At 60.9% G+C, this 19,397-nt stretch carries 20 protein-coding genes and 1 riboswitch; of the genes, 7 read left to right on the plus strand and 13 right to left on the minus strand.

Annotation, left to right across the window (positions count from 1 at the left end; genetic code table 11):
• Positions 1–249: 249 nt before the first annotated feature.
• From TRIHO_RS19940 to TRIHO_RS19950, 3 genes are read left to right on the plus strand one after another with little or no spacing between them, the layout of a single operon-like run.
• Positions 250–831: a helix-turn-helix domain-containing protein gene (locus TRIHO_RS19940; RefSeq protein WP_065323582.1), complete on the plus strand. Its 582-nt coding sequence runs from the start codon at positions 250–252 to the stop codon at positions 829–831.
• Positions 818–3,151: a relaxase/mobilization nuclease domain-containing protein gene (locus TRIHO_RS19945; RefSeq protein ID WP_068248007.1), complete on the plus strand. Its 2,334-nt coding sequence runs from the start codon at positions 818–820 to the stop codon at positions 3,149–3,151. Before TRIHO_RS19940 ends, TRIHO_RS19945 begins: the two co-directional genes overlap by 14 nt.
• A gap of 8 nt (positions 3,152–3,159) precedes the next feature.
• Positions 3,160–5,160 carry a type IV secretory system conjugative DNA transfer family protein gene (locus TRIHO_RS19950; protein WP_068248010.1) on the plus strand — a complete coding sequence of 667 codons (2,001 nt, stop codon included), beginning with the start codon at positions 3,160–3,162 and terminating at the stop codon, positions 5,158–5,160.
• A 155-nt stretch (positions 5,161–5,315) separates the two neighbouring features.
• Here the strand turns inward: TRIHO_RS19950 and TRIHO_RS19955 are convergent, their stop codons facing one another.
• Positions 5,316–5,822, minus strand: a complete 507-nt coding sequence (locus tag TRIHO_RS19955) for a PIN domain-containing protein (protein WP_068248011.1) — start codon at positions 5,820–5,822, stop codon at positions 5,316–5,318.
• Entirely contained in the window at positions 5,819–6,898 is a 1,080-nt protein-coding gene (locus tag TRIHO_RS19960; RefSeq protein WP_269745366.1) for an XRE family transcriptional regulator, read from the minus strand. The genes TRIHO_RS19955 and TRIHO_RS19960 overlap by 4 nt, the downstream gene beginning before the upstream one ends.
• Before the next feature lie 108 nt (positions 6,899–7,006).
• Between TRIHO_RS19960 and TRIHO_RS19965 the strand changes: the two genes are divergently transcribed.
• The 4 genes from TRIHO_RS19965 to TRIHO_RS19980 are packed head-to-tail and all read left to right on the plus strand — an operon-like array spanning position 7,007 to position 9,952.
• Positions 7,007–7,231: a DUF2188 domain-containing protein gene (locus tag TRIHO_RS19965; protein WP_068248055.1), complete on the plus strand. Its 225-nt coding sequence runs from the start codon at positions 7,007–7,009 to the stop codon at positions 7,229–7,231.
• 14 nt (positions 7,232–7,245) lie between these two features.
• Entirely contained in the window at positions 7,246–8,283 is a 1,038-nt protein-coding gene (locus tag TRIHO_RS19970; protein WP_068248016.1) for a CBASS cGAMP-activated phospholipase, read from the plus strand.
• Positions 8,280–9,479 carry a nucleotidyltransferase domain-containing protein gene (locus TRIHO_RS19975; RefSeq protein ID WP_068248019.1) on the plus strand — a complete coding sequence of 400 codons (1,200 nt, stop codon included), beginning with the start codon at positions 8,280–8,282 and terminating at the stop codon, positions 9,477–9,479. The genes TRIHO_RS19970 and TRIHO_RS19975 overlap by 4 nt, the downstream gene beginning before the upstream one ends.
• Complete coding sequence (locus TRIHO_RS19980) at positions 9,479–9,952, plus strand: hypothetical protein (RefSeq protein WP_068248022.1); 474 nt, start codon at positions 9,479–9,481, stop codon at positions 9,950–9,952. The genes TRIHO_RS19975 and TRIHO_RS19980 overlap by 1 nt, the downstream gene beginning before the upstream one ends.
• A 197-nt stretch (positions 9,953–10,149) precedes the next feature.
• Here TRIHO_RS19980 and TRIHO_RS19985 read toward each other — a convergent pair whose 3' ends face one another.
• The 11 genes from TRIHO_RS19985 to TRIHO_RS20030 form a co-directional block, all read right to left on the minus strand.
• Entirely contained in the window at positions 10,150–11,205 is a 1,056-nt protein-coding gene (locus tag TRIHO_RS19985) for a FecCD family ABC transporter permease (RefSeq protein WP_068248025.1), read from the minus strand.
• A gap of 6 nt (positions 11,206–11,211) precedes the next feature.
• On the minus strand, positions 11,212–12,147 hold the full coding sequence (locus tag TRIHO_RS19990) for an ABC transporter substrate-binding protein (RefSeq protein WP_068248028.1): 936 nt from the start codon (positions 12,145–12,147) through the stop codon (positions 11,212–11,214).
• A gap of 14 nt (positions 12,148–12,161) precedes the next feature.
• Positions 12,162–12,944 (minus strand): ABC transporter ATP-binding protein, encoded by a 783-nt coding sequence (locus TRIHO_RS19995; RefSeq protein ID WP_068248031.1) that lies wholly within the window; start codon positions 12,942–12,944, stop codon positions 12,162–12,164.
• On the minus strand, positions 12,941–13,348 hold the full coding sequence (locus tag TRIHO_RS23415; protein ID WP_082705241.1) for a DUF1636 family protein: 408 nt from the start codon (positions 13,346–13,348) through the stop codon (positions 12,941–12,943). The genes TRIHO_RS19995 and TRIHO_RS23415 overlap by 4 nt, the downstream gene beginning before the upstream one ends.
• 121 nt (positions 13,349–13,469) lie before the next feature.
• A riboswitch (cobalamin riboswitch) is annotated at positions 13,470–13,688 on the minus strand.
• A gap of 278 nt (positions 13,689–13,966) precedes the next feature.
• Positions 13,967–15,046 carry a type IV secretion system protein gene (locus tag TRIHO_RS20000; RefSeq protein ID WP_068248037.1) on the minus strand — a complete coding sequence of 360 codons (1,080 nt, stop codon included), beginning with the start codon at positions 15,044–15,046 and terminating at the stop codon, positions 13,967–13,969.
• 6 nt (positions 15,047–15,052) lie between these two features.
• On the minus strand, positions 15,053–15,457 hold the full coding sequence (locus tag TRIHO_RS20005; RefSeq protein ID WP_068248040.1) for a hypothetical protein: 405 nt from the start codon (positions 15,455–15,457) through the stop codon (positions 15,053–15,055).
• Entirely contained in the window at positions 15,454–15,642 is a 189-nt protein-coding gene (locus tag TRIHO_RS20010; RefSeq protein WP_068248042.1) for a hypothetical protein, read from the minus strand. Before TRIHO_RS20010 ends, TRIHO_RS20005 begins: the two co-directional genes overlap by 4 nt.
• Positions 15,639–16,625, minus strand: a complete 987-nt coding sequence (locus TRIHO_RS20015) for an ATPase, T2SS/T4P/T4SS family (RefSeq protein WP_068248044.1) — start codon at positions 16,623–16,625, stop codon at positions 15,639–15,641. The genes TRIHO_RS20010 and TRIHO_RS20015 overlap by 4 nt, the downstream gene beginning before the upstream one ends.
• 4 nt (positions 16,626–16,629) lie before the next feature.
• Positions 16,630–18,009: a TrbI/VirB10 family protein gene (locus TRIHO_RS20020; RefSeq protein WP_068248047.1), complete on the minus strand. Its 1,380-nt coding sequence runs from the start codon at positions 18,007–18,009 to the stop codon at positions 16,630–16,632.
• Positions 18,009–18,701: a TrbG/VirB9 family P-type conjugative transfer protein gene (locus TRIHO_RS20025; protein WP_068248050.1), complete on the minus strand. Its 693-nt coding sequence runs from the start codon at positions 18,699–18,701 to the stop codon at positions 18,009–18,011. Before TRIHO_RS20025 ends, TRIHO_RS20020 begins: the two co-directional genes overlap by 1 nt.
• Position 18,702: 1 nt before the next feature.
• Positions 18,703–19,356: a virB8 family protein gene (locus TRIHO_RS20030; protein WP_068248052.1), complete on the minus strand. Its 654-nt coding sequence runs from the start codon at positions 19,354–19,356 to the stop codon at positions 18,703–18,705.
• Positions 19,357–19,397: the final 41 nt, after the last annotated feature.

Genomic DNA, 19,397 nt, shown 5'->3' on the forward strand with positions numbered 1-19,397 from the left:
GTTCCGTCCGAACACGCATGTGTTCGGCCAGACCCTCGGGCGGGGCTGGCGGACGGGACCCCTAGGGCAGGTGGGTCGCCCGGTGGTGAGGGCGGCAGAGCCGCGTCCCTGCGGGCCGCGGGGGAAGCGGACACCAAGGCTGCCTGAGACTGAATGCTACGTAAGTATATAATTGACAGATAGGTATATTATCGTAAGGTAGGGGCAGCCTTGGTGGAAGGTGGCAGGAAATAGGGGGTCTTTCTTCGCATGTCTCGCTCAAAACGCCTCACAGATGCGGACCGCATGGAGATCGTTCGCGAAGCTGCGGAAGGCGTTTCCACTTCAGTGCTGGCGGAACGGTTTGGCGTTTCGGTGCGGGCGATCCAGTACACGCTCAAAGCCGATGCCGAGCGCCAGACGGATGCCGCAATTCCGGTCTCAGCGGTCAGTGTGAAGGTCACGGCTGCGGAGCTTGAGGCGCTCGACGCGGTGCTGGCGAAGGCGGGGATCGAAAGCCGGGCCGAGGGGCTGCGGCGGCTCATTCAGGCGGCAGGTGGGGTGTTCGTTCCGGACGCGCAGATGGCAGCTGAGATGGCGCGCTACCGCGCCTCGCTGCACGAGGTCGGCAATGGGGTCGCGCAGATCGCCAAACAGATGACGCAGGCCAATCGGCAAGGGCAGGGGGCCGGCTCGGAGTTCACCGAATTGCGCCTCGCACAGATGCGCGGGCTGGCGCGGTTCATCCTGGATTCCGCTGACGAGATCGACCTGCTCCTGCGCCGCCGTCGGGATGCGATGCAGCTGCAGGCCACGGCCGCGCTGAGGGAGTTTGCCCATGCGGCTGAATGATGCCGTCCATGCCGTCACGGGCGAGGTGTTTCGGGATGGCTGGAGCCGCGTCCGGGGCTCAATGCAGGGGCTGCACGTGGCCAAGCAGACCCAGCTTGTGCGCGCGGCAGCAGGCCACCGGCCAGCGGTCTTCAAGGCGATCCGGGGCGGGGGAACGCATACCAAATCGCAGCTCGCAAACCAGCTCGATTACCTCACCACCAAGTCCACCCATATCGTGGACAGTAGCGGGTTCTTGGATGGCAAGACGAAGCTCGAGGCGGGTGACATCAAGGATCTGACCGAGCGCTTTGCCAAGCGGTGGGATGCGGGCTTCAAGCCCAAGCTTGGGCAGACCACCCACATGCTCATGTCCTTCCCCATCGGCACGCGCGGGGAGGATGTGCGCGACATCGCGACGGATGTGGCCGAGCGGTTCTTCCAGACCGACGCGGGGCATTTCGACTACATCATCGCGGTGCATGAGGACCGCGATCACCCGCATGCGCATTTGGTGCTGAACCGCCGCTCGCAGGAAGGCGAGTTCTTCTTTCTGGGGCGCAACCACCGCTTCAACTATGACGACTTCCGCCTCGCCATGGTCGAGGAGGCCGAGAAGTATGGTGTACGGCTGGAGGCCACGCGGCGGGTGGATCGCGGCGTCGTGCATTACCCAGCCCGCACCAGCGAGGTTTACGCCGCGAAAGACGAGGGCCGCGCGCCCCGCGAGCGCGAACGCGTGGGGGCCGACTTGACCCGGACGCTGGCGGAGATCGCCAACACCAGAACCGTCTACCATTCGCTTGCCGCGGAGGCTTCGCGTGAAGCCCGCGAGGATATTGCCGCGGCACTCTTCCGCGCGGGCGAGGTGCTGGCGCATGGCGGGCAGGTGGACCGAACAGGAGATGTGTATATGGCCGAGGATCAAAGCTTCGAGGATCTCAGAAGCCTCTATGCGGAAAAGCTCGCGCGGGTGCAGGGCATGATCGCCGAGAAGTCTGACGCGGAACGTCCCGTGCTGGAAAAACGCCTCATCGAGATCCAGACGCAGGTCCAGCACATGCAGCCTCTCGGTTTGCGATCGAGCACGCTGTCTGAGGTGCCGTCGGAGGGCGGGGTCTACTCAGAGGCGAATATCGACACCAACCAGCTAGAACGTCTTGCCGAGCCAGGCCTGCGCTCACGGATCGACGCGGCCCTGCGCGGCACGGGGATCAGCACATCCGAAGTGGTGGCCCGGATCGAGACCGGGGCCTCGAGCGCCGCGCTGGAGCATCAATGGATCGCAGATGATCTCTCCAAGGTGGCCGAGGCGCGCGATCTGAACCTCGAACGCCGCGCCGATCTGGAACAGGCGCGCGACATTCTCAACGATGTGCATGTCACGCTCGGCACGCTCTTGGAACGGGAGAACGTGCTGCGCCGGGATGGCGTCATGGAAGCGGAACCGGTCAGCGAGCGGTTCCATTATCACCGGGACGCGGTGCGGGCGATGGAAGGGACAATCCGTCAGGAGATGCGCGCAGACGGCCTGACAGCGCAGCAGATCGAGGACCGGGATTGGGAGGTTGTATCGCGAGCGGAGCGCCGGATCGAGACGGAGCAGCGCGCGTATCTCGAAGCACACCCGGACCTGCTCGCACGCCCCGGCGATGTGATCGACCGGTCTGAACCCTACAGGGAGACCATCACCGATGCGGCCCGCGCCAGCGAGATCACCCGCGAGGTCGACCGGATCATGGAGGGACGCGACGTCCGCACGCCCGTTGCATATGCTGTCACGGATGACTTGCGCGCGCGCTATCCGGACATGCCGTCCCATCTCGCCCGTGGGCTCGGCGCGACCTATGCGGCCGTCGTCGAGATACGCGACACGGAGGTCATCAATCAGGTCCGCCGCGAAACCGAGATGCGCGAGGGGCTTGGGGTTGGCACGCGCGACGCACTCCTCGCAGCCCGCGGTGAAACTGCGCCGCAGTCTGACCGTACCGACCGCCTCGCAGACGAGATTGCGCGTGTTCTGGACCATGAGCGGGCGGGGGAGTTGTCCGCGCCTTTCGAGACCGAGGCGGAGCGGGACGCTTTCCGAACCGAGATCGCGCGGGTGCTGGATGACCGTCAACTTGAGCGGCTCACATCCGGCGATGCCGATGCGCTGGACAAGGTTCTCGAGGACCGCCTCGACCGGCTCTATGTCGCCAAGGTCTACCTGCAATCCGATGCCGCGACGGCCAACACGGAGGCCCTGCGCCAGGTGGTCGATGATCTTGCCGACACCGAATATGAAAAACACCGCGCCACAGACGTGGATGGCGAGACCGAGCGGGGACAGGTCCATTGAGCGCGCCCATGGGAAAGGCGCGGATCGCGACCGGTGTCTTGTTGGTAACGCTGGTGACCGCCGCCATGGGCTATACCATCGCCTCGGCGGTGCTGACCTACCAGGATCTCGGCTTCGGGGCAGAGATCGACTTCGCCTATATCGCGCAGAACTATCTGGCGATCCTCGATCGCCGCCCCGAGGACGCCCAACTTATTCACCTGATCGTCGGCAGCTTCGCCGCCGCCGGCCTGATGCTGAGCCTCGCCCTCTCGGGGTCAGCTCTCACACGCTTTGGCCAGACCCATTGGCAGTCTGCGCGCGAGATGAAGGCCAATGGCTTCTTCGGGGCGCCCGGGACCGGGTTCATCCTCGGCAAGCTGGGGACGCCGGGCTCCCGCGCCAATTACATTTGCTCCAAGGTCTTCCCGCATGCGCTGATCGTGGCGCCCACGGGCCGCGGCAAGACCACGGGCTTCGTCATTCCGAACCTGCTGACCTGGCAAGGCTCTGCCGTGACGCTCGATGTGAAGGGCGAGTGCTTCGAGGCCACGGCCCGGCACCGCGCGGCCCAGGGCGACAAGGTCTATCGCTTTGCCCCCACCGATTGGGAGGGCAAGCGCACGCATCGCTACAACCCGCTCCTGCGCATCTTTGAGCTGAAAGATCCCGCGCGCCAGCAGATGGAACTGCAGCTCCTGGCGACGCTGTTCCTGCAAAGCGACAATGACCGGGTGCAGGGCCTCCTCAAGGGCGGGATCGATCTCTTCGTGGCGGCAGGGCTCTTGGCCTTCCAGCGCAAGCGTCCGACCTTGGGCGAGATCTACCGCATCGCCGCCTCGGGCGGAAACAAGCAGAAGGAGTATTTCGCGCGGGGCCATGAGGTGGACAACAGGGCCGCCAAACTGATCTTCACGCGGCTGGCCTCGACCAACAACGATACGCTGACCTCTTATGTTTCGCTCCTGATGACCTCGGGGCTCGATCAATGGCAGAACCCGGCCATCGACGAGGCGACGGCGGTGTCGGACTTTGATTTCCGAACGATCCGCAAGAAACCCTTTTCGGTCTACCTCGTGGTCCAGCCGCTGATGGTGAAACCATTGGCACCACTGATCCGGCTCTTCTTTTCCGATCTCCTCTCCGCCATGCAGGAAAAGGATCCCGGGCCAGACGAGCCGTGGCCAGTGATGATCATGCTCGACGAGTTCAACCGTCTCGGCAAGATGCCCATCGTGGTCGAGAGCATCGAGACCCTGCGGACCTATCGCGGCCACCTGGCCGTCGTGACACAAACCATCCCCGCCCTCGATGAAATCTATGGCGAAAACACCCGCCGTGCGCTGCAGGGCAACGCGGGCGTGAAACTCTATCTCACGCCCTCGGATGAGAAGACCGTCGAGGAGCTGAGCAAGGCGGTTGGCAAGACCACGAAGACCGTCATCACGCGATCCCAGTCCATCGGCAAAAACCCCTTCGAAGGCCGTAGCCAGTCCACCCGGACCGAAGAAAGCTCTCTCCTGCCCGAGGATGAGGCGCGCCGCCTACCGCTCGATGAAATCGTCATGGTCATCGATGCCCAGATGCCGGTCCGGGCCAAACGGATCCAGTACTTCGACGATCGGCTGTTCAAGGCGATCCACGCAGCACAGACGGGCGAATTGCCGTTTCCGGAGCCGGGGGGCGGGGGGTCGCAGGGCAATTTGCCGTTGAGTATGCGCGCCATGCCGATGACGCCGCCAGCTGACGGTTCAGGCGGATCCGAGGCCGACGTTGAGGCCGCGCGCCAGACTGCTGATGGCCAATCGTCAGAGCAAACCCATCTCGCCCCAACGAAGATTGCGCCTGTCGTTCACGCCGTTATCGCCGAGGAGCAGCGACAGATAGAGATGGATTTTGGGAGCCGGGTTGCGGATGCCGAGACAGTGGGCGTGGATGATGAGGCCCAGATGCGCTCTGCTGTCCATGGCTTGGAAGACATGGAAGCGATGCTGCAGGAAGAGGGCGGCGAAAAGCTGGTGGCTCGATAACGTGGCGGGCATAGCGACCTGCGCGTAGCTCCCGTAAGGCTGAATGTCACGAACGATGCTTTTTGACGCCGAAAAAAGGGGCTGGTTTGCATGACCGTTCGATCTTTCGCTCGGAACGTCGTGGGCAGGGACCAGCCATTTCCACCTTGTTCAGATTATGCCCCGAGACGGCGCAGCCGCTTGTCGATCTCGGCGGGGGGTAGAAAGACCGCCTCATCCGCCCGCCAGATTTGCAGGGTGGAGACAAGAAGCCCGACATCGCAGGCTTCGGCGGCGTGCAGCTCGTCGATGATCCAGAGGACGCCATGAACGCGCACCGCGCGAGCGGTGGCGACCTTGCGCAGAAGGTTGTCGCCGGTCAGGAGGATGCCGTTTTCCTGGCAGGTTGTCGTCACGAGGGCGAAGCAATCATTGGCTGACAGGCGGCTATGTTTCCGCTTTAGAGCGAAAACCCGCGCGACCTCTTCGCCCGGCAGATCGTAGGTGGCGAGGCCGCCGTCTTCGAGCATCCGCCATTCCTGCTCCGTGAAATCGAGCAGCTCCTCCTCACGGATGGGCAGGGGCACGATGAAGCGATAGGGCAGCCGCAGCAGGACGTGCAGCAACTCTCCCTTCTTCAAGTCGATCAGACAGGACGCATCATTGACGACAACACAGGTCACTGGTCACGAGGCCCCCTGATGTCGCGTTCGACAACGCTCAAGGGGAGCCCGAGCATTTGCGCCGCCCGCACGGGGGAAATCATCTCCTCGCCGAGCGCGCGCCAGACGAGGCGCTCGAAGCGCTGCGGCTTCTCGAAGGCCGCGAAGCCCTCGCCTGGACCGATAGGTTCCGGCTCCTCGCGCCGCCAGCTTCGCGCATAGGTCTTGAACGCATATTCCACAGCACTCTTCGACAGGATGTCCACCTGGCCGAGCCGCACGAGCATCGCGGCGGCGGAGACGCCATAGGTGCGCTTGAGCCGCATGATCTCTATCCAGGTCATGCCGTGACGGTTTCGGCCAGCTTCCTCTTCCAGATGCTCACGCGGAATGAGGAACGCCCCCGCGAAGCGGTGCATCGAGGGTTCCTTTTTAAGCGCGGCATTGCCGGTTTCGGTGATGATCCGGTGCGCGAGTTCGTGGGCGAGGTTGAAGCGCTTGCGTTCGACATTGGTGTGCCGCGAGACGACGATCACCTCAGTCGGTGCGCCCTCCGCCCGTTCGACATGACAGGCCAGCCCGTTGATGCGTTCCGGGAGATCGGCCTCGATGACCTTGAGTCCCTTGTCTTCGAGCAGGGCGGTCATACTCGGGATCGGGTCGATCCCAAGCTGCCACTCGCGCCGCACGTCCCGCGCCTTGGCGTCGATGGCCTCTTCATCGGCCACCATGTCCACGCGCAGCGCGGCGAAGGGGTCTTCAGCGGGGTGCATATCGAGGATGTCTTCGATGGCGAGATAGTCTTCGAGCTTCTCGATGACGATGGATTCCGCCATCGCGCGATCCTGCGCCGAGGCAGTCGAGTTCTTTCGCCACTCGACGCTTTCCAGAGCTTCGACCTGACCGCCGAGCAGGAAGTCCAGTGACACGCCGAGCGCCTTGCCGAGGCCGACCAGCACCGACGAGGACGGCATCATCTTGTCCGCCTCGTATTTGCTGATGGCCTGCGCTGACACGCTTGGGGTTACGCGCTCCGCGAGCGCTTGCATGGATAGACCCGCCCGCTTGCGGGCAAGTCTGAGTCTTTGTCCGAACATGGTCCTCTCCCGGCGGTTATTGTTGTGGTTGATAAACGCCAATTCTTACTATATATTTAAACACAAGGTTGGAGAATCGTCAACCGAAATCGACATATGAGGTCTGAAGTGTCTAAGAAAAATCAGCACGTTGTGCCGCATCAGAGCGGTTGGGCAGTGAAGGGGGCGGGTAGCTCCCGCGCGTCTTCCGTCCACGGCACGCAGCGCGAGGCCATCACGGCCGCGCGGGAATCCGCCATTCGTCAGGGCAGCGAGATGCTGATCCACGGCGAGAACGGTCGTATCCGCGAGCGCAACACCTATGGCAAGGACCCGTATCCGCCGAAAGGCTGAAGGGCATAAGCGGAATGGATGTCAGGATGAGCAGCGTTGGGAACAAAGGGCAGATACGTCGCATCCTCTCCATCGACGGGGGTGGGATCAAGGGCACGATGCCGGCTGCGTTCCTTGCGGGGCTCGAGGAAGAGCTGGGCCAGCCCATTGGGCGCTATTTCGATCTCATCGCAGGCACATCGACGGGTGGCATTATCGCGCTTGGCCTTGGTCTCGGCCGCACGGCAAAGGAACTGCTCGACCTTTACGAGCGTCGCGGGCCTTTAATCTTCGGCCAGGACAAGGCGGATGATGAGTCCCCGGGGTGGATGAAGCAGGCCTGGCGCACCCTCACCGCTACAGGGCGGCATGCTATCGGGCCAAAGCACGATGCAGCAGTTCTTGCCCGCGAGCTCAAGGCCGTTCTGAACGACGATCTGATCGGGCACTCACAGACCCGGTTGGTGATCCCAGCGTGGGATGCCGATCTCCGCAGCCCCTATATCTACAAGACCGCGCATCACACGCGCCTGCAAACCGATTATCGCAAGACTGCGCTGGATGCTGCTCTGGCAACGGCAGCGGCACCTACGTATTTCAAGCGACATCGCACTGCTGATGATATCGGCCTGACCGATGGCGGGACATGGGCCAACAACCCGACGGCAATTGCCGTCGTCGAAGCCATCACCCTTCTGGGGTGGCATCCGTCAGACCTGCGCATTCTGAGTCTGGGGTGTCTGGACGAGGTCTACATGCTGCCCGAAAGTCCCGGGTTTGCCGGTCTCGGACTCAAAGTCCTCAACCTTTACGCGGATGGGCAATCACATGGCGCCCTCGGTATGGCAAAACTTCTGACGGGACACCCTTACGATGGGGATCGCATCTACCGCATCTCGCCGTCTGTCCCGAGTGGTTTTTTCACTTTGGATGACACAACGAAGATCGGCCGCCTGAAGGGCCTGGGCATGTCAGAAGCACGAAGAGCAAAGCCCCACCTGACCCCGATCTTTTTCACCCAGCCCGCCGACGCCTTCGTGCCGGTCTATCAACTCAAGGAGAATGCGACATGAATCAGATGTTGCGACAGCCGCTGACCGACAGTGACATTCGTCGGCGCACGCAGATATTTACCATCCTTGACGAGATCGGCGAGGATCTGGACCTCACCGAAACCCAGTTTGATCGTGCGCGCCAGAGCTATGGTGCCGTCGGAGACTGGCTGTCCGCATCGACTGATCCGCTACTCGTCAGTGTTATGGTCTATCTTCAAGGGTCTAGTGCACTTGGAACGGCCGTGAAGCCGATCGGGCGGCGGGAATTCGATGTCGATCTCATCTGCTTTTGTGCAGGTATCGCGTCAGGCATCTCCCCGGCTGTCCTAAAAGCGGCAGTTGGCAATCGGCTGAAAGAACACGCCACCTACGTGCGTATTCTCGAAGAAAAGAAGCGCTGCTGGCGTCTTAACTATGCGGGGGACTTCCATCTCGACCTGTCCCCGACTATCGCAAACCCGGCCTGCATCAACCGGGGCGAACTGGTACCCGACCGGGCTTTGAAAGAATGGCATCCGACAAATCCGAAGGCCTACAAGATACTGTTCGACAAGCGCGCGGCACTCCAACCTACCTTTGTGGGTAAGTTCATCGCCATGCAGCGGGACGAGGCGAAGGTAGAGCCATTCCCTGTCCGAGAAGCAGTGAAGGGTATCCTGCGCCGCATCGTGCAATTGCTCAAACGGCACCGCGACGTCTTTTATGAGAACAACACGCAAGACGTTGCACCGATTTCCGTCATCATTACCACCCTTGCAATGCAGTCCTATGCCTATTGCGTGCGCAAGCACGTCTTCCAGGACGAAATGGACCTGCTCGTCGAAACGATCCGGATGATGCCGCACTTCATCGACCGCCCCATCCTGGACGGACGGCGGGGCTATGCCATCCTGAACGAGACTACCAACGGGGAAAACTTCGCGGACAACTGGAATAAGGATGAACGCCGGGCACCAGCGTTCTATGCGTGGCATGCGCAAGCGCTGTCCGATTTTGAGGCCCTTCGAGACGCAGTCGGTCAGGACCGCTTGTCCCTGAACATGGAGCGTTCGTTCGGTTCTGGTGTCACCGGACGGGTTCTCGGCAACCGCGTTAATGCGGTGTCGGATGGTCGCAAATCGGGTCTGCTTTCTGTCGCACCTGTGGTCGGGCTGACGACATCGAAGGTCGCAGCTTCAACCACCGTGCCCGCAAATACGTTCTTCGGTGATTGATGATAGGACGAGGCGGGCAATACGACCTGACCCTGTCGCAGCAGCTGCTGTTCCTGAAGGCAAGCCCGGCTATCAGTGGTGCGGGGCAGGTCCGCGCAAACAAATTGACATGGCAAGAGCCTATACGACCTACCGCCTTGGCGCGCTCCTATCTTGCCACTATCACGTTTCAGCCGGGCCAAACGCCCGATGTTCAGATAGACGACCCGGATCTGGAGTTGCTGGCGGCAGGGCGTCCTTTGCCTCACGTCTACAGAGATCCGCTGCGCCTTTGTCTTTATCTTCCAGGCGCCAGGGAATGGGAAGCGCGGAAGCGGATCGACGAAACCATCATTCCGTGGACTTACCTTTGGCTCTATTATTTCGAAGATTGGCTTTGGTCAGACGATTGGAAAGGTGAAGGGCAACACCCCGGCGAAGAGCCTGAGCCAGTTGGCAATCGGGCGATGCGCAGGGCCGTGGCACGGTGCTGAAATTGTCCATTCCGCCTGTGGCAGAAACGGTGGATTCCGCCGGTGACAAAAACGGATGAGTTTTGACCGTTGAGCGCGGCATAGCGGGCCTTCACCAATGGGTTGGCCACTGTCCGCAGTGCGGACAAAACCGACCTTGGGTGTTTGAGGTCGAATGTCTGCAATCGTTGTTCTCCATTCAAAGTATCACGACGTTCTTATCGTATCCGTCGCCGCAGCAACCATACAAAGAACACCCCGCCGACCAGACCCGTGACAATCCCAATGGGCATGTCGTCTGGGGCCATAATAGTCCGTGCGATGATATCTGCCCAAACGAGAAATACGGCACCAAAAAGCGCAGAGACTGGAAGGAGACGGTGGTAGTCCCCGCCGACGAGCAGGCGGACGATGTGCGGTATCATCAGGCCGACGAACCCGATGATACCGGAGAATGCGACTATGACGCCCGTGATCAAGGCACCAATGACAAAAACCGTCAATCTGAAGCGGGCGACAGGAATGCCCATCGTGGTGGCTGTTTCGTCCCCGACCGTCATGGCATTCAAGGTTCCAGACTTGAGCCACAGATAGGTCCCGCACCCCAGCAGGGTGACGGCGAGATAAATGAGTTGGTTCCACTGCGCCAAACCAAGACCGCCCAACATCCAAAAGACCACCGTGTGCGTGGCCCTTGGATCGCCAAGAAAGATCAGCACGTTTGCCGCCGACATCACGATGAAAGATACGGCCACGCCAGCCAACACCAACCTGTCCGCACTGGTTGCGGATGCGAATTGCGATACAGCAAGAACAATCAGTGTGGCCCCAAGTGAGCCGAGGAACGCTAACAACGGAACGGTCAAAAGCCCGATGAACAATCCTGTGTGCAAGAGCGCCAGTATGGCCCCGAATGCGCCGCCCGCCGAGATGCCAAGCAAGTGAGGGTCTGCAAGCGGATTGCGTGTCACAGCCTGAAGGCTTGCCCCGACCACTGCCAAACCTGCACCGACAAAACAGGCGAGAATGGCCCTCGGAAGGCGGATATCCCACACAATGGCCTCGCGGCCTGCTGACCAGTCGATGGTCACGGTCCTTGGGGCAATCTTGTTGACCAAAATGCCCCAGACGGTTTCCAGAGGGACCGCGATGGCCCCGACGCTCACAGCAATCGACAAAGACCCCAAGAGGGCCACGACACCAAGGAAGCCCGTGATCCAAAGACCGCGAGATGACTTGCCGTGTGTTTGTGCCGTATGCTGTTTCATCGCCATACGGGATCACTCACCCCGAAAGGCGGCGGCAAGGGTTTTGACTGCCTCGATGTTACGCGGCCCTGGGGTTACTTCGACATATTCAAGCACCACGAGCCGATCATTGCGCACCGCGTCGATGTCGGCAAAGGCGGGGTTGGACATCATGAACTCGCGCTTCTGTGCGGCTGTGACCTCGCCATAGTTCACAATCACGATGATCTCTGGGTTGCGTTCAACCACGGCTTCCCAGCCAACAGTCGCCCAGCTTTTGTCAAAATCGTTCATGATGTTTGTGCCGCCTGCGGCCTCGATCAGAGCATTGGGCATGGCGTAGCGGCCTGCGGTGAATGGCACGTCCTCGCCGCTATCATAGACGAACACCCGTGGGGCCGTGTCCAATGCGGGCTGGTCCGCAAGGAATGTCACCAGTTCAGTTTGGTAGCCTTCGATCAAAGCCGTGGCACGGTCGGATACATCAAAGATCGTACCCAGATTGCGCAGGTCGTTATACATGTCGCCCATAGACGCTGCGTCTTTTTCGCCGATGTGGATGCAGCTTTCAGTGAGTTCGTAAACTTGGATACCGAACGGTTCTAAGGTCTCTGGCGTCACCTCCCCCCCAACTTTCATACCGTAGTTCCAGCCAGCAAAGAAGAAATCGGCATCAGCCCCGATCAGCACTTCACGGGATGGATACTGCGACGACAGTTCGGGCAGTGCAGCCACGCCAGCGGTCATGCCTTCGTCCAGTTTGTTCCAACCTGAAATGCCTGTGTAGCCCACCATGCGGTCCGCAAGGCCCAGGACCAACATCATTTCGGTCAAATTCACATCATTGGATATGGCAGCTTGTGGCGGGGCGTCGAAGGTGACCTCACGGTCGCAGCTTTGTACTGTGGTTTGGGCCATAGCGGACCCGGCCATCAAAAGGGCAGCCAGAGTGGTAAGGTTGAGTTTCATGTGAATTCTCCTTTTCAATTGGGAAGGGTGAAGGAAAAATGGGAGGCCCCGCTGGGGGCAAGGTGTTCACGCCGTGCATCGACGCGAAACGTGTTGGAAACGAGGGCGTTTGTCAGCAACGTCTGAGGTGGACCAAAGCCTTGTGAGTGCCCGTCTTTGAGGACCAGCACATCATCACAGACGCCAGCCGCCACGTTGAGGTCGTGCAGCGACACCACAATGGTTAGCCCAAGACTGCGGATCAGCGACACGACTTCAAGCTGGTGGCGCACATCAAGGTGGTTTGTCGGTTCATCAAGGATCAACACCTGCGGTTCTTGTGCCAAGGCCCGCGCCACCATGACACGCTGCCTTTCACCGCCCGACAATGTGCCAAAGTCACGGTGCGCCAAGGGGTGCAGGCTCAGGGTATCCAAGACGCGCTCAACAACTTTCTCGTCGCCCGCCCCCGATGCGGCAAAGCCTGACCGATGCGGTGTTCTGCCCAGCCGCACGATCTCTCGAACGGTCAATCCGAATGCCGAAGCCTGTTCCTGCAAGACTGCTGCGATCCGCCTGGCGGCGTCACGAGCCGACATCGACCAAATGTCTTGTCCGTCCACGCGAACGTGCCCTGTCTTGGGTTGTTGAAACCGATAGAGAAGCCGCAGCAAGGTAGATTTGCCCGCACCATTCGGCCCCACCACACCCAAAACCCTTTCCGCAGCAACGCTGAAAGTTGTGGGGTGCAGCACAGGTTGGCCCGATTTGGTCGGTGCCCAACTCACACCATTCACCTCAAGATCAGCGGCCATCATGATGCACGGACATCACTGGCTTGCAGGGCAATGATGTAAGAGGGCACACGTGCAAGCGTGGATTTACGTAGTTTGCCTGGACGATTTACCGAGGAACACCAACCGTCGTGTAAGTAGGCATATTGCTGTGCGAAGGTGACAAGATCGTTGATGTCCACTGTTGGGTCGACATCGCCGAACAGATAGGTTGCTTTGCGGCTGCCATGATAGGCGACCGTACATGGCCGATCGCAGCCCGCCATGCAGGCCACACCCGATATTTCGAAATCTTCGGAGATCGTATCCCCTGCCGCTGCAATTGCGGCTCTTAGCTTTTCGATCAACTCAGATCCTGGGCGGCAGTCCGTGCCGTTATGCCTGCAGGATGTGCAGGCGGTTATCTTGTGGTTTGGGTGCGTGGTCATATCGCCCTCCGCGAATATGCGGGGCGCAGGGCAGACATGTTTTAAAGCACGGGAATTTCCGTGTCGCCATCATGATCTCCTAACCAGACACCCCGTCTGGGTTGAGTTGCATTGACGGCACCTTTTGGTGCCGTTGATGGCAGGTCTCCTGACTCGCGGATCAGCGTTCGCCCGAACCTTCCCAAGCCCGACAGGCTCAGTGGTGTTCGTCGGGGTCACTCACCGCTCACAGTTGCGGGGGCAGTTACGGTTTCGGCGCTTAACAGCTCTTCCTTACCGTATTCCCTTTTCATCCCAGACGCATGTTCAGCGGCTGGAAACCATCTTCGATACCTTTGCGATATTCGTTGTCGAAGGTCAATCGAATCAACGTAGGCCGCGACAGAGAAGCCGCCATTTGTCGGTATCGCAGCATTGATCAAAGTGGGCTCAAACCGGGATTTCGCCGCGCACGTCACGAATGGCCGCTGTCGGACAAAAACCCTTGGTCAGAAAGCATGGGCCAATAACGGTCGTTTTTGGCCACGTGCCCTGTGTCGCGAGGGATCAACCGTTTAGAGATGACGAAAACCCGCGGCGAAACCTTTGCGGTTTTGTCAAGTTTTTGGCACATGGCTGTCACCGCCTGCCCAACCTACCGAGTCTTGAAAGCTGTGCCAGCATTCGGGTTCCTGTTCCAGTTGTGTCACCGGACGGAGCTGCGGTTGCGCCGCCCGCAGTATTGGGTCGGCTTGGCAACGCTTGCACGCCAAAGAACTGCCGCGCCCGAAGGGCTGCGTATTCCGCCCCCGTCGCGCCCCCGATAGCGTATCGGTTGTAGACCTGCTGGCTACCTGCAAGCCCTCTGGCAAAGGCATAGCTGCCGCCGAAGCCGGCCGAGAGCGCTGGCATCATGATGTTTCCAGAAATCGCCCGAACGAGGAAGGGCGTTGCAATGATGAACCCCTTCGCCATCAGCACCATCATAAAGAACGGAATAAGCGCGCCGATGTTGGAGGCTCCTTCCGGATCGCCCAGCTCAGCAAGTAGCGCACGAGAGACACCTGTGATCGTCGCGAACACTCCGGCAACGACAATCGGGTACATCGCGAAGGAGATCAGCGCCGAAAGCCAGCGCGCGAAATAGTCCTTGGTCACGTCGAAAAGGGTCAGGAAGATCATGACCGGCGCGATGCCGATCAGAAGGGCGATCATGAGCCGTGATGCTACAACAATGAACGCCGCCAAGCCACCGAGGATCGAGAGCAGCAGTACCCCAAGCGTGTCGAGCAAGGCGCCGGCCATCCAGTTCAACTCAGATCCCGCAGCATTCAGATAGTCCCCGAGGGCTGCGATCAGATCGTCGAATTCCTCTGCAAAGGTACCGGACGGACCTGGTGATCCGCCGCCAACAGAAGCAACAAGGGCCCCGGCAATGCTGTCGATCCCATTCAGTATCGCTGAGGCAAGCGCATTGAACTGGACCCAATTGGCCGCGAAGATACCTATCAGCCCGACCTTCACGGCCAGCCAAAAGGCAGTTCGGCCGTCCATGGCGCGATACTGGTAGATCATGTTGATGAAGACCAGAATGACAACCAGTGTTGTGCCCAGAACCAGTATCGTGCCGACCGTTGCTGCGACCGCGCCAAACTGTGTCTCGGCAGCGGTATCGAGATAACCTTCAGCTGTTTCCACAAAGTAGGTGACGACACTCATGGATTACTACCAGTTGCCAGTGGCTTCGCAGATTGGCATGGCGGCACGGCGCAGTTCATTTGCTTGTCGCCTGTACGCGGACGTCGCTTCGATGACGTCCCAGTATTCAGATGAGACGTAGCGCTCGGTGTAGACTCGTACGGCGTCCTCCCAAGTTGGATACCGTGCGGGACAGTCGCAGTTTTGCGAGTCTACGACGCGCTCCATGCTTTGAGCCCGATATATCTGTTGGATCAAAAGGCGCTTATAGGATTCGCGCACATCGATGTTCTGCATCCACTCCGGCTCGGGAGGCTGGTCTGGGCAAACATCTGGACGGTTGTCGAGTGTCGGGATCAAGTTCCGCTCGGCCACACCAGCGGTTGCGCCAAAGACCACGAGCAGACCAGCGACTGTAACAGCCTGTATCATTCCGATGCCCCCTTCGTTGCCCCAGTCTCACGCTTCAAGAACGTGGTGTAGCCGTAGTCGCCGGCCTCAGCGGTGATGACCTCCCACCCTTCCGCGCCGCGCTCATTCAGGACCCTTCGCATCTCGCCGTAGTCCCTTTGCTTCTTTACCTGGAAAAACAGAATGTCGTATTCAAAGGTCTTCATGGGGAAATTCCAATCTCAGTTGCGCCGGGGAGGTAGAATTCGGTGATGCCGCGTTTGCCGTCATGCCGACCGGCCTGGATGATCACATCAATGGAGTTCTCGATGTACTGGATCATGTCGGTATAGGTCATCGGGATCTCGGTCTTGAGCGCCGCGATCGCGAGGCGCTGCACGGCGAGTTGCGGTGTTTCGGCATGCAGCGTGGTCATGGACCCGCCGTGGCCGGTGTTGATGGCTTCCAGAAAGGTCATGGCCTCCTTGCCGCGCACCTCGCCGAGGATGATCCGGTCGGGGCGCATCCGCAGCGTTGCGGTGAGCAGCACATCGGCGGTCTGGAACTCCGCATCCCGGTTGGCGATAAGGGTCACGGCATTCGGCTGGGTCGGTAGAAGCTCGGCGGCTTCTTCGATGGTGACGATGCGTTCCTCGGACGGCACATGGGAGAGGATCTTTCGCGCAGCGACGGTCTTGCCGGTCGAGGTGCCGCCCGAGACGATCATGTTGAGCTTGTTCTCCACGCAAAAGGCGAGCGCGTCATCGATCGCTCCCGCGGCCACGACCGCGCGCAAGGCGCGCTTCTTTTCCAGGCGCAGGTCTTCGAGCTTGCGTTCCTTACCGAAGAGAAAGTCGAGTTCGATGCCCTCGAGCGGTAGGCTGGAGAAGAACCGCAAGCTGATCGAGATGGCCGAGAGCACGGCGGGCGGGGTGATGACCTGTGCCCGGATCGGACGGCCCTTGTAGGTGATCGAGACCGAGACGATGGGCCTGTCCTTGCTCAGGGTGGTATTGGCAGAGGAGGCGATCTGGTTGCCGAGGTCCTTCACGTCCGTCGCTGTTAGCTTCTGGTCCAGCACTCGCATGAAATGATCGCCCTGGAACTCGCCCCAACAGATGCCATCAGGGTTGATGCAGATCTCGATCACATCGTGGCGGGCGGCGGCGGCAATGCGGTCAAGCGAGGTCTGGAGATAGCTCAGTGACATCGGCTCAGAAGATCTCCAAATCGCGGTCGACCATGACCGTGACGCGGGCACCCTGGTCGACATAGATGACGGGCCCGATCGAGAGGTAGTCGCCGATCACAGAGTCGGTGGCATCGGCCAGATCGTCGCCCACGTCTTCGAGCACGTCTGCGGTCGTCTCATCCTGGACGTTTGCGGCGGCAGCGCTTGGTGCGGCAGAAATCAGTGAAATCAACGCCGCCGAGCCGAAGCGTTCGTCAAAGCGTGTATCGACAAAACCCGTGACGCCGGAGCGGCCCAGCTCGTCTCCCCCAAAGGAACTGATCTGGACGGTTTGGCCCGCGGGCAGGATGATCCGGTCCCAGGCGATCGTGACGCGGCGCTGCGCGACATCGACGCCGGCGCGGTAGCGCCCGATGAGGCGGGATCCGCGGGGGATCAAGAGGCGCGCGCCATCGACGCTGTAGACATCCTCGGACACCACGGCACGGGTCTGGCCGGGCAGGGAGCTGTCAAGGGCAGTTTCCATGACGGCCTGGATCATGGTGCCCTGTAGAATCGTGTTGGAGGGATTGGCGATCACCTCGGCCTGCGTCACCGTCGAGGGCAGCGCCCCGTTCAGCACGAAATCCGTCACCTCGCCGAAGGTGCGTTCGGTCAGAGCCGTTTCACTCGCTCCTGAGGCACCGCCAAACGCGATGGTGGGCGAGGCGATGCGCCGCTCCTGGAAGGCGCGTTCCTCCGCGGCCCGGCGCTCCAGCTCGGCCATGCGCCGGGCTTCTTCCTCGCGGCGCAGTCGCTCTTGCTCGCGTGCGCGCAGCTCATCCTCCGTGGGGCCCGTTGGCGCGGGTTGCGGTCGGCTGGCCTCGAGTTGGGCCAGTTCCAGATCCATGCGGAGTTGCTCAAGGCTGCGATCCCGCGCCGTCAGTTCGTCCTGGAACCGTTGCTGTGCTGCTTCCGAGGCGGCTTGTAGCGCCGCGATCTGAGCAGTCAGCGCGTCAATTGCCTCTGCGGCGGCGGTGTCTTCCTCGACGACCGGTTCGGAGGCGTTGCGCAATTCCTCGATCTGAGCCTGCAGGGCGGTGATCTGCGCCAGAAGCTCCGCGTTGGGCTCGACGGGGTCTGGTCCGACGAACACAACCTCGGGCTCGGGCGGGGGCAAGGTCTCGATAGCGCCAAAGCCATCCCCTTCGTTTTGGAAGACGTCCGGAGTGGCCGTCGGCAAGGCTTCCTCTTCGTCGGGCTGTGAGAGGAGATAAAGCAGGGCACCACCCGCGCCGATGACGAGGACCACGATCAGCGCGAGAAGGGGCGACCGGCGCTGCGCCGCCGTGGGGGCGCGGGCACTGCCTTTCTCAAGGGCGGCGAGGCGTTTTTCCAGCTCGATGTTCTCGGTATCGCTCATTAGGCGGCCTCCGCGGGCGGGATCGCCTCGATGCAGACCACCTCTTCGCCAAGTCGCAGGACCCATTGGCGGTTTACGCCGCTGACGCGGATCACGCCGTCTTCAGGAGTTTGCGTGTTGACCGTGCGCTCGCGGCCGCCCGCGTAGCGGAAGATCGCGGGCACAGGCGCGTTTCTTGGAAACGCGAAATACGTGAACGTCCCGTCATCCCAGATGCGCGTTGGCGTAAACCCGGTCCGCGCGCTGGCACCGTATTTGTAGTTCGGCGCTTGGGCGGCGATGGCCCGGGTCGGGCGCGCAGCGTCGTCCGGATAGCGGAACTGCACCACGTAGAAGGTCGGGCTGCGGACCTCCTGGACGTTGAAATAGTAGCTGCGCCTGTTCGTGTAGACCGTCACATTGGTATGGACGCCGCGCGCGACGGGCTTGATTGCAAATGCCTGACCACCGGGCACGCCATCGATCTCGAAGCCCTCGGTGTCGCCCGCGATGATCGAGCGGATGCTTTCGCCCTCACCAAACTCGATGGTGGTGACATGGGTGAGCGAGACGCTGATGCGGTAGACTTGGTCTTCCTGGTAGGTGGCCAGCCGCACACGACTGTCATTTGGACCACCGCGCGGGATCGCTTCGGCAAAGGCAAGGGCAGGCAGCAAAACTAATATGGCAGCAACAAAGAACTTATTGATCAAACTAATTCTCCAATCTGTCGGAGCGGATGGAATATTCGAGGACGGTGAAGCCGAATGGATTGGTCCAGACCTCATCGATGGAGCGGCGGGTCTCCGGGCGGAACTCGAAGAGAAGCGTCGCAGTGAAGAGGCCGGTTTGGGTGCCGTTAATGGACGTCAGGCGCTTGCGCAGGCGGACCGTCGCGCGGTTGGTTCCGATCCGGTTGATGCTGAGGATTTCCACGTCGAGCCGGGCATTGGGGCCATAGACCGTCGGCGGGTAATTCTCGTTGGCGCTGTTCCAGATCTGGCGCAGCCCGCTCTCGGCAGCTCCGTCCGAGCGGCGCAGGACGCTGCGGATGCGCAAATCGTTGTCGAGCTGATTGTAGACTTCCCGATCGGTCACATAGCGGAAGACTTCTGCCTCGATGATCGCCTGGTTCGCGGTCACCGAAGTCGCGCCCACCGAGGCCTCGGGCAGGGCAAAGCCTGTCTCGGGATCATAGGGCACGACCACAGGCGGCGGATCGACATCGAGGATCGCGACAGCCGCCGCGCTCAGGCATCCGAGGATGCCGAAGATCAAACCGATGAGTCCCAGGCGCTGCCAGAGCCGTTCACGGCGCAACGCGCCGTAGACCAGCTCTTCTTCGATGATTTCCTGTTCACTCGCCACGCGTCACACCCCGCACTCACTCGGCCCGCAGCTCGGGCAGC

The organism is Tritonibacter horizontis (genome assembly GCF_001518015.1).
GTDB classification, from domain to species: Bacteria; Pseudomonadota; Alphaproteobacteria; order Rhodobacterales; family Rhodobacteraceae; genus Epibacterium; species Epibacterium horizontis.

What these genes read in the sequence shown, in the direction of transcription:
- TRIHO_RS19995 (WP_068248031.1), bottom strand. Translation starts at nt 12,944, where the DNA reads ATGATGGCCGCTGATCTTGAGGTGAATGGTGTGAGTTGGGCACCGACC.
- TRIHO_RS19950 (WP_068248010.1), top strand. Translation starts at nt 3,160, where the DNA reads ATGGGAAAGGCGCGGATCGCGACCGGTGTCTTGTTGGTAACGCTGGTG.
- TRIHO_RS23415 (WP_082705241.1), bottom strand. Translation starts at nt 13,348, where the DNA reads ATGACCACGCACCCAAACCACAAGATAACCGCCTGCACATCCTGCAGG.
- TRIHO_RS19985 (WP_068248025.1), bottom strand. Translation starts at nt 11,205, where the DNA reads ATGGCGATGAAACAGCATACGGCACAAACACACGGCAAGTCATCTCGC.
- TRIHO_RS19990 (WP_068248028.1), bottom strand. Translation starts at nt 12,147, where the DNA reads ATGAAACTCAACCTTACCACTCTGGCTGCCCTTTTGATGGCCGGGTCC.
- TRIHO_RS19975 (WP_068248019.1), top strand. Translation starts at nt 8,280, where the DNA reads ATGAATCAGATGTTGCGACAGCCGCTGACCGACAGTGACATTCGTCGG.
- TRIHO_RS20010 (WP_068248042.1), bottom strand. Translation starts at nt 15,642, where the DNA reads ATGAAGACCTTTGAATACGACATTCTGTTTTTCCAGGTAAAGAAGCAA.
- TRIHO_RS20005 (WP_068248040.1), bottom strand. Translation starts at nt 15,457, where the DNA reads ATGATACAGGCTGTTACAGTCGCTGGTCTGCTCGTGGTCTTTGGCGCA.
- TRIHO_RS19980 (WP_068248022.1), top strand. Translation starts at nt 9,479, where the DNA reads ATGATAGGACGAGGCGGGCAATACGACCTGACCCTGTCGCAGCAGCTG.
- TRIHO_RS19960 (WP_269745366.1), bottom strand. Translation starts at nt 6,898, where the DNA reads ATGTTCGGACAAAGACTCAGACTTGCCCGCAAGCGGGCGGGTCTATCC.
- TRIHO_RS20000 (WP_068248037.1), bottom strand. Translation starts at nt 15,046, where the DNA reads ATGAGTGTCGTCACCTACTTTGTGGAAACAGCTGAAGGTTATCTCGAT.
- TRIHO_RS19940 (WP_065323582.1), top strand. Translation starts at nt 250, where the DNA reads ATGTCTCGCTCAAAACGCCTCACAGATGCGGACCGCATGGAGATCGTT.
- TRIHO_RS19970 (WP_068248016.1), top strand. Translation starts at nt 7,246, where the DNA reads ATGGATGTCAGGATGAGCAGCGTTGGGAACAAAGGGCAGATACGTCGC.
- TRIHO_RS20015 (WP_068248044.1), bottom strand. Translation starts at nt 16,625, where the DNA reads ATGTCACTGAGCTATCTCCAGACCTCGCTTGACCGCATTGCCGCCGCC.
- TRIHO_RS20020 (WP_068248047.1), bottom strand. Translation starts at nt 18,009, where the DNA reads ATGAGCGATACCGAGAACATCGAGCTGGAAAAACGCCTCGCCGCCCTT.
- TRIHO_RS19945 (WP_068248007.1), top strand. Translation starts at nt 818, where the DNA reads ATGCGGCTGAATGATGCCGTCCATGCCGTCACGGGCGAGGTGTTTCGG.